This is a genomic window from Epilithonimonas hominis (assembly GCF_003730015.1).
Classification (GTDB): Bacteria; Bacteroidota; Bacteroidia; order Flavobacteriales; family Weeksellaceae; genus Epilithonimonas; species Epilithonimonas hominis.
Genome location: NZ_RJTU01000081.1, coordinates 1 through 8,306, shown reverse-complemented (window position 1 = coordinate 8,306; position 8,306 = coordinate 1). Strand labels below are relative to the sequence as shown.

The 8,306-nt window shown below is 37.8% G+C and carries 8 protein-coding genes; 4 read left to right on the top strand and 4 right to left on the bottom strand.

Annotation, left to right across the window (positions count from 1 at the left end; all coding sequences use genetic code 11):
• Positions 1–279 precede the first annotated feature (279 nt).
• From EGH73_RS13035 to mutL, 3 genes are all read right to left on the bottom strand, one after another.
• Entirely contained in the window at positions 280–1,191 is a 912-nt protein-coding gene (locus EGH73_RS13035; protein WP_245985537.1) for an endonuclease/exonuclease/phosphatase family protein, read from the bottom strand.
• Between the two features lie 68 nt (positions 1,192–1,259).
• On the bottom strand, positions 1,260–2,009 hold the full coding sequence (locus EGH73_RS13030) for a rhomboid family intramembrane serine protease (RefSeq protein WP_123282210.1): 750 nt from the start codon (positions 2,007–2,009) through the stop codon (positions 1,260–1,262).
• 3 nt (positions 2,010–2,012) lie between these two features.
• Positions 2,013–3,782, bottom strand: coding sequence for a DNA mismatch repair endonuclease MutL (gene mutL, locus EGH73_RS13025; protein WP_123282209.1), 1,770 nt, complete (start codon positions 3,780–3,782; stop codon positions 2,013–2,015).
• 226 nt (positions 3,783–4,008) lie between these two features.
• Between mutL and EGH73_RS13020 the strand changes: the two genes are divergently transcribed.
• Positions 4,009–5,106 carry an acyltransferase family protein gene (locus tag EGH73_RS13020; protein ID WP_123282208.1) on the top strand — a complete coding sequence of 366 codons (1,098 nt, stop codon included), beginning with the start codon at positions 4,009–4,011 and terminating at the stop codon, positions 5,104–5,106.
• 32 nt (positions 5,107–5,138) lie between these two features.
• Here EGH73_RS13020 and EGH73_RS13015 read toward each other — a convergent pair whose 3' ends face one another.
• Positions 5,139–5,372: a hypothetical protein gene (locus EGH73_RS13015; protein ID WP_124801271.1), complete on the bottom strand. Its 234-nt coding sequence runs from the start codon at positions 5,370–5,372 to the stop codon at positions 5,139–5,141.
• A gap of 160 nt (positions 5,373–5,532) precedes the next feature.
• Between EGH73_RS13015 and miaE the strand changes: the two genes are divergently transcribed.
• From miaE to EGH73_RS13000, 3 genes are all read left to right on the top strand, one after another.
• Entirely contained in the window at positions 5,533–6,114 is a 582-nt protein-coding gene (miaE, locus tag EGH73_RS13010; RefSeq protein WP_123282207.1) for a tRNA-(ms[2]io[6]A)-hydroxylase, read from the top strand.
• 27 nt (positions 6,115–6,141) lie between these two features.
• Complete coding sequence (locus tag EGH73_RS13005; RefSeq protein WP_123282206.1) at positions 6,142–6,756, top strand: DUF502 domain-containing protein; 615 nt, start codon at positions 6,142–6,144, stop codon at positions 6,754–6,756.
• Positions 6,757–6,906: 150 nt separating this feature from the next.
• The gene (locus tag EGH73_RS13000) at positions 6,907–8,283 is read left to right on the top strand and encodes a tryptophanase (protein ID WP_123282205.1); all 1,377 of its coding nucleotides are present in this window, start codon (positions 6,907–6,909) and stop codon (positions 8,281–8,283) included.
• Positions 8,284–8,306 lie beyond the last annotated feature (23 nt).

Here is an 8,306-nt window from a genome sequence, read left to right as displayed (position 1 = left end):
AAAAAACAAGCTATTTTAAAACCAAAATACTAATAATCAGTAAATTATAGGTGGTTTAAGGAGAGACTAAGTAATTTGCGGAGCTCGTTCAGAATTTTCTTTCGCGGCATACGATGACTCGTTTTTGGAGCAGGAAAATAACATTGCAGAAAATGCAACTATAATAATACGTTTCATAAGCAGATGTATATTGTTTTCAGGGGTCATATGTAATCGCCAATCATCATACTTGTATATATTTTCTAGACCTTGCGATTTCATAAAAACAAATATCCAAAATTATTTAACACGAAATTCTGCGATTACCGGAAAATGATCTGAAATCCTGACACTTCGGTCAACTTTATAGCTAATAGGTTCAATAGATTCCGCAGCGAAAAAATGGTCGATTTTTAAAGGGAATTTAAAGTCATGAAAGCTTGTACCACTGCCTCTTCCTACCTTTAGAAAAACATCTTGAAGACCTTCGGATATTTTATAATACTCATAAGAATTAGGGACAGCGTTGAAATCCCCGGCAACTATCACAGGATAAGGTGAACCTTCTATGAAGCTTTTGATAGGAATAATCTGATTTTGATGTTTCCGGAAGGTGGGAATCAGCATGTGAAGAATATTTTTAAACTTCTTCTCGTTTTCATTGAGATTATCACCAGGTTTAACCATTTGTTTTTCAATATAAAATGGTTCCATATAGACATTAACAAAGCGGATGACTTTATTATTTACCTTGATGTCGGCAAATATACAGCGACCGTTTTTTGCGTCAGTTTCTACAATATCACTTCTAAGGATTGGGAATCTCGATTGAATTTTGACAACAGGAAAACGGCGCTCAAAATATTCAAAGCCCTTCAGATTTTCAGCACTTTTGTATTCTTGAGTGAGCACTACATCCGCTTGTTGCTTATTCAGAAAACGGTAGATATTCTCATCACCGAATTTCCCTGATTTTCCGTTGAGGGAAATGACTTTAAGATTCGGAATTTCTTTCTTTGCAGGTGTATAATTGATCCAGCGTCTTACAGGCGTGATAAAAAAAAGCGTTAAGACAAGAAAGATTGCTGCTCTTTTTCTCCAACTGATGATCCAGAAAATCAACAATAAGATGTGGATAATCATAAGTATCGGAAATGCAAGCGAAAGCAGGTCAAGCATCCCAAATACGTTAGGCGCAATATAAGCGTTCATTATAGTGCCAAAAAGCATTAATACTATAATGAGGTGAAAAATGCTTAAGATTAAACGTAAGATTCCCATTATTGAATCCTGTCTCTGTTCTTTTTCCAGTTCCAGATATAGAGAAAACCGATTAGCGCACCACCAAGATGTGCGAAATGAGCGATGTTATCTCCGCTAAACTGCCTGAATCCTAAAAATAAAGAAACAACAATAATAATCGGTGTCAGATATTTAGCCTTAATAGGAAACGGAATAAACATAAACATCAGTTTAGCATCAGGAAACAATGTGGAAAATGCGGCTATCACCCCAAAAATAGCACCGGAAGCACCAACCATAGGGGTTTTAAGAATGATGAAAAGCTGTTGAGCAGCATCTCTTACCGACTCGGAATTAGTATTAATTGGCATTTCTCCAGAATAACTATTATCCGCATACTTATATATTTCGTGGATGTCATAAGCCTGACTTGTCAAAAAATTAGTGATCTGACTCACTTCATAATAGTTCCAGATGTTGTACAATGCAAAACCTCCTAAGCCTGAGGCAAAGTACAAAATCAGAAACTTTTTCTGTCCCAGAACCTGTTCCAAAACTGGTCCGAAACTCCATAGCGTCATCATGTTAAAAGCAATATGTAGTATGCTTCCGTGCATAAACATATGTGTAATTATCTGCCAGGATTTGAAATTTGGAGACAGTGGAAAGTAGCCTGCCAATAATGATTCTAAATCAATGTTAAGATTTTGTAGTAAAAATGTACCTACAAAGAAGATCACATTGATGATGATAATATTCTTCGTAGCAGGTGTCAGTTGTGAAAACATAGTTTAAAATTTATTTTTGAAGTCATCAAACGGAACTTCCAGCCAGCATTTTTTCCCGTTCACAGTATATTGAGGAAAACCAAGATCCATAAAATCTTTGACCAATTGCTCAACTTCAGTTTTATAAATGAAATCGAATTTCGATTTGGTTTTTAGCTTAACCCATTGGTATTCAAAATATTTATAGAAGTCTTCTTCTGTTCTGTATTCCAGGACTTCAAATATTTTTTCTAAGAATTTGATGACTTGCGATTCTTTTAAAGCTTCCGGAACAGCTTCGATTCTGAGAACATTCTCTTGAGCCAAAGTCATTTCGAAACCGAAATCCGGCAGGTATTTTTTGATCGACTTATATTTATTTTTCTCGATTTCATTAAGATGATATTCCAATGAAAACAATAGGCTTTGTCCGGCTTTTTTAGTAGGAAGATTTTCTTGGTGCGAAGACATCAGAACTCTGTGCATCCTGCCAAGATCCAGCATATACGTTTGTCCATCTTTGTTGAGCAGCCAGTAGCCGTTTGGAAGACGAAATAAATCCTCGTCCAAGTCATCGTCTTCAAAAAGATTGATTTTGGAAGGCGCTGCCGTTGCCGTAACATCGTAAAGATCAGTAAGGTTAATGATTTCTTCGGTAGATGTTTTTTGCGTTGTAAAAGGATTAAAATCCCGATCAACATTAATGGCGGAAGGCATTGGAGAACTGTGGTTGCTTTTGCTAGGTGTAGGCGCAAAAAAAGCTTCCATTTTCGGGTCTCTTTCGAAATCCAGGCTAGGTGCAACATTGTAAATCCCTAAAGAACGTTTGATAGTGGAACGCATCAGGGCAAAAATTAATGCTTCATCTTCAAATTTCACTTCCGTTTTCTGGGGATGTATATTGACATCAATCTTCTCCGGATCCAATTCCAGATAAAGAAAAAATGATGGAATATAACCCGGCTGTAGTAGTCCGTCAAAGGCTTCCTGAACCGCTTTGCTGAGATAAGCACTTTTGAAATATCTTCCGTTGACAAAGAAAAACTGCTCGCCTCGTACTTTTTTGGCACCTTCGGGTTTGGCGACGTAACCTTGCAGATTAACCCAACCCAGATCTTCCTTAATTGGAATCAGAAGCGGCTGCAGTTTCCTTCCGAAAACATCTACGATGCGCTGCATCTGTCCGCCTTTTCTTAGTTTGAAAATCGGTTCGTCATTATGGAATAATTCAAACTCGATATATTCGTGGGCGAGTGCAACACGCTGAAATTCATCAATAATATGACGGAATTCTACATTGTCATTCTTCAGGAACTTACGTCTGGCCGGAACATTGTAAAAAAGATTTTTGACGGAAAAGTTAGAACCTTCGACAGTCTGAACTGGCTCCTGAAACTGGAATTGTCCACCTTCGATATAAATATTGGTTCCTACAGGCAAATCTTTTTGCTTAGTCTTTAGCTCAACCTGAGCCACAGCGGCAATCGATGCCAAAGCTTCGCCACGGAAACCTTTGGTCGCAATTTTAAAAATGTCTTCCGTAGAGCGGATTTTGGATGTAGCGTGACGTTCGAAGGCAAGTCTTGCATCCGTTTCTGACATGCCAATTCCGTTATCCACCACCTGAATCAGATTTTTCCCGGCATCGCGAACGATAAGCTGGATTTTATCTGAGCCTGCATCCACGGCATTTTCCAAAAGTTCCTTCACAATAGAAGCTGGTCTTTGCACCACTTCTCCTGCAGCAATCTGATTGGCAACGTGATCCGGTAAAAGCTGAATGATATCTGACATCTGTAGAATTGAACTTTCAAAAATAAGGATAACTATCGAGTAGTAAAAGTTAAATAATTATAAAGAACTGTGGAAAATATTGATATTTTTGACTTTCAAATAATTAGTGAAATCTTTAATATTTAAAAACAATCAGAAGAATCTCAGTCATTCCGGGGGGATCTAATCCACTGCGTTTCCTCCGGAATGATAAAATTAGAATTGAAAATTTATAAAAACCATTTAAATGAAAAGAGATCTATACATTGACTTTGCCAAAGGCGTTGCCACCATTTCCATTATTTTCATTCATACGGCGTTCTGGAGCGGACAGTTTTATATGCCCACTGAAGCCAGAGTATTTTCTCTTGTATTTGACGTGGCATTATTCTATGCACTAAGCGGAATAACATCCGGAAATAATATTGAAAAAACGCTTTATAGGTTATTGAAATTACAGATCACTTATATGATTTTTGTGACGTTTCTTTTCTTTCTAGATTATTTTTTCAAAGTTTTTGGATTGACGTTTTTTTCCTTTGAATGGCTGAAAGATTTTTACTCGACGTTTGGGAGCAAATATGTTCCGACCAGCATTTCGTCTGTTCCTCAATGGGATATACTCGGAAATTGGTATCTGCACGAATATTCAAATTGCGACACATTTCCGGTAGTGATGGGTAGTTTCTGGTATTTGAAAGTCTATTATATATTGACAGTTCTAGGGGTTTTGATTCTACGCTTTTTCCCCAAACACATCGATTGGTTTATTGGGATTTGTATTGCATTGACATTGATATTCAATATATTTCCACAATATTATCCCAATGGACAAGTTGGTTACGTCGCATTCTATATGGCAGTTTTCCTAATTGCGAATAGAATGAGAGGCAAAAAAATATCTGCCAAAATGATTCCTGTTTTATATGGATTGGTGGGATTAGCGTTAGTCTGGATGTTTTGGAATTATGGAGGCGAAATCTTCTACAAGCTAAACAAACAGAAGTTTCCGCCGAAAATCCCATATATCATTTGGACCTTGTTTTCATTGGTCACATTATTTGTTTTTTATAATCGACTAAAAATCGAAAAGCCCAATTTCTTCACTAATGTAGGTCAGAATGCCATTTTCTTTTATTTTGCCCAGGGAATGAGTTCCTCTTTAGTCTATTTTCTCGTGGTTCCGATGAAGGATCTGATGCCGTGGTATCTTTTGGTTTTAATTATTTATCCGGTTAATATTCTTTTGGCAGTGGTTATATCCAAAGGTTTGAAGAAAGTGGATGATTTGGGTTGGACGGTTTTGGCATTTTTAAGAGCGAAAACAGCTTCTAAGAATCCATAAAAAAAAGCGCTTCTAAAAGCGCCTTATAAATCTTAATCGTTTTTCTTTCTTCCGCTCATTGCGACGATAGCAACAATGACGATAAGTACAACGCCACCAATAATCCAATACGTCGGATTGGTTTGCCATTCTTCAGTTGAGGTCGATGTCACATTAGTAGTTTTTACAATTGCAGAGTCTTGTGCAAAAGTTAAAACAGATGAGAAAATTGCTAAAAAGCTAAAAATAAATAATTTAGCACGATTGATTAGAGTTGAATTTTTCATAATTTTATTATTTGGTTGATGGTGATTTTTCAACATTCGTGCCATTGATTGTAGTTATCATTTTATATTTTGCGTAATGCTCTATGATTATGGAAACGAATTTTTATAAACAAAGTATTTAAGAAAGCGCTCAAATCCTTATTTTTACAAAAAAAATAAAATGTTTCGTCTCAAACTTCCTACGGACCCACGATGGGCGAATATCGCAGAAGACAATCTGGAAGAAATCCTCACAGACCACGCCTGGTGCGAACAAAAAGCCGCTACCAACGCCATCGGACTCATAACAATGGTTCCAGAGCATACAGATATGGTAACCGAACTTCTAGCTATTGCACAAGAAGAAATGGAACATTTTCATCAGGTGCACGAGATCATCAAAAAAAGAGGCGGTGTCTTGGGAAGAACGCGCAAAGATGACTATGTCAACGATTTGCTAAAGTTTATTGTAAAAGGGGGAAACAGAACGAACCTTCTTGTTGATAAAATGCTTTTTGCAGCGATGATAGAAGCCAGAAGTTGTGAACGTTTTAAAGTGCTCACAGAAAATATCAAAGATGAAGAGCTACGAAATTTCTACAATGATCTGATGATTTCCGAAGCCAATCATTACACCACTTTTATCGGTTTTGCAAGGCAAATCGGAGAGCCGGAAAAGGTGAACAAACGCTGGGAAGAATGGCTGGAATATGAAGCGCAGGTCATACAGTCCTACGGAAATAAAGAAACAATACACGGATAAAACAGAGCTCATTGTGAGCGATATACGATGAACAGAAGCTTTAACGATTATCTTCGGCTTTTTCTTCGGTCTTTTATACAGGGACTGATAATCATTGGTCCTTTTGCCATTACGGTTTGGATCATCTGGTCCATCGTTTTCAGCATCGACAATATCATTCCATCTATTTCGGAAAAATTTCCTGGACTGATTTTCTTTACCGTCATTTTCGGAACCACATTTATCGGCTATTTCGGAAACAAATTTATTATCGGAAGACTGATTGTAGATGGTATAGATTATGTTCTGGAACATATCCCGGGAATCAAATTCATCTACACGTCGCTAAAAGATGTTTTGGGATCTTTTGTGGGAGATAAGAAAAAATTCAATGTTCCTGTTTGGGTAAAAACTAATGAGACGCCGGAAATATGGAGAATTGGATTTCTCACTCAGTCCGATATGTCAGTTGTTCATCTCGATCAAATGGTGGCAGTTTATCTTCCGCATTCTTACGCCGTTTCCGGCTGGGTAATTATCACCAAATATAATAATATCAAAGAGGTAACTGGAATGAGTGCCGCGGAAGCGATGAAATTTGCCGTAAGCGGAGGTGTAGCCGGTTTCCATTCAGATGACAACGTTTTCAAAGCACCAGAGTAGTTTTTTGTTAGATTTCAGATGTCAAATGTCAGATGATGGAAGTTTTTAAACTTTCTCATTGTTTGCTGTGGACATCAAGGATAAAATTCAATTTTTTGCGATGTGGAACATCAAATTTCCTGCATCTATCGTCCAACAAAATCATCTATTATGAAACTACCATACGCAGAACCATTTAGAATCAAAATGGTCGAAGAAATATATCAATCCACAAAAGAACAACGCGAACAATGGCTGAAAGAGGCTAACTATAATTTATTTAATTTAAGAAGTTCACACGTCTTTATCGATTTGCTTACCGACAGTGGAACAGGCGCAATGAGCGACAAGCAATGGGCTGCGCTGATGATTGGCGACGAGAGTTACGCCGGTTCGCGCTCCTTCGAAGCTTTACAAAAAACTGTTGAAAAGATCACGGGTTTTCCTTATCTGTTACCAACGCACCAAGGTCGTGCCGCAGAAAATGTACTCTTTTCGGTTTTAGTCAAAGAAGGTGATGTGGTTCCTGGAAATTCTCACTTCGATACTACAAAAGGTCATATCGAATTCCGAAAAGCCCACGCCATCGATTGTACCATTGACGAGGCTTTTGACATCAATAATCTTCATCCCTTTAAAGGTAATCTTGATCTTGAGAAATTGGAAGCTGTTTACAAAACACATCCTAAAGAAGAAATTCCTTTTTGTTTGATTACCATTACCTGTAACTCGTCCGGAGGACAGCCGGTTTCTTTGGATAACATCAAAGCCGTAAAAAAATTATCTGACCAATATGGGATTCCAGTTTTGTTTGACTCGGCAAGATTTGCGGAAAATGCTTATTTTATAAAGAAAAGAGAAGAAGGGCAGCAGCACAAAACGATTAAGGAAATTTGTAGAGAAATTTTCTCTTATGGAGACGGAATGACGATGAGCTCCAAAAAGGATGGTCTGGTAAATATTGGTGGATTTATCGCCTTGAAAAACAGAGAGATTTTTGAGAAAGCATCTAACTTCACGATAATCTATGAAGGGTTTATTACCTACGGCGGAATGGCAGGAAGGGATATGTCGGCATTGGCTGCGGGTCTGGAAGAAGCTACTGAATTTCCTTACTTGGAGAGTAGGATTTCGCAGGTGGAATATCTTGGGAACCAGTTGATGGAAGCAGGGATACCTGTTCAGAAACCTATTGGCGGACACGCTGTTTTTATTGATGCGCTTAATTTTTTGCCCAACATAAAAAGAGAAGAATTTCCGGCACAGACTTTGGCAATTGAACTTTACAAAGAAGCCGGCATCCGTGGTGTAGAAATCGGGACATTACTGGCAGACCGAGATCCTGAAACCAGAGAAAACCGATATCCAAAACTTGAATTGGTACGATTGGCAATTCCGAGAAGAACTTACACAAATAATCATATGGATTATGTGGCGGCGGCCGTGAAAAATGTTTTCGAAAGACGAAACGAAATTTCAAAAGGCTATAAAATAAAACGCGAGCCAGCTATCCTGAGACACTTTACTGTGCAGCTGGATAAAGTATAAAATAGAAGAATCCGTCTCACAAC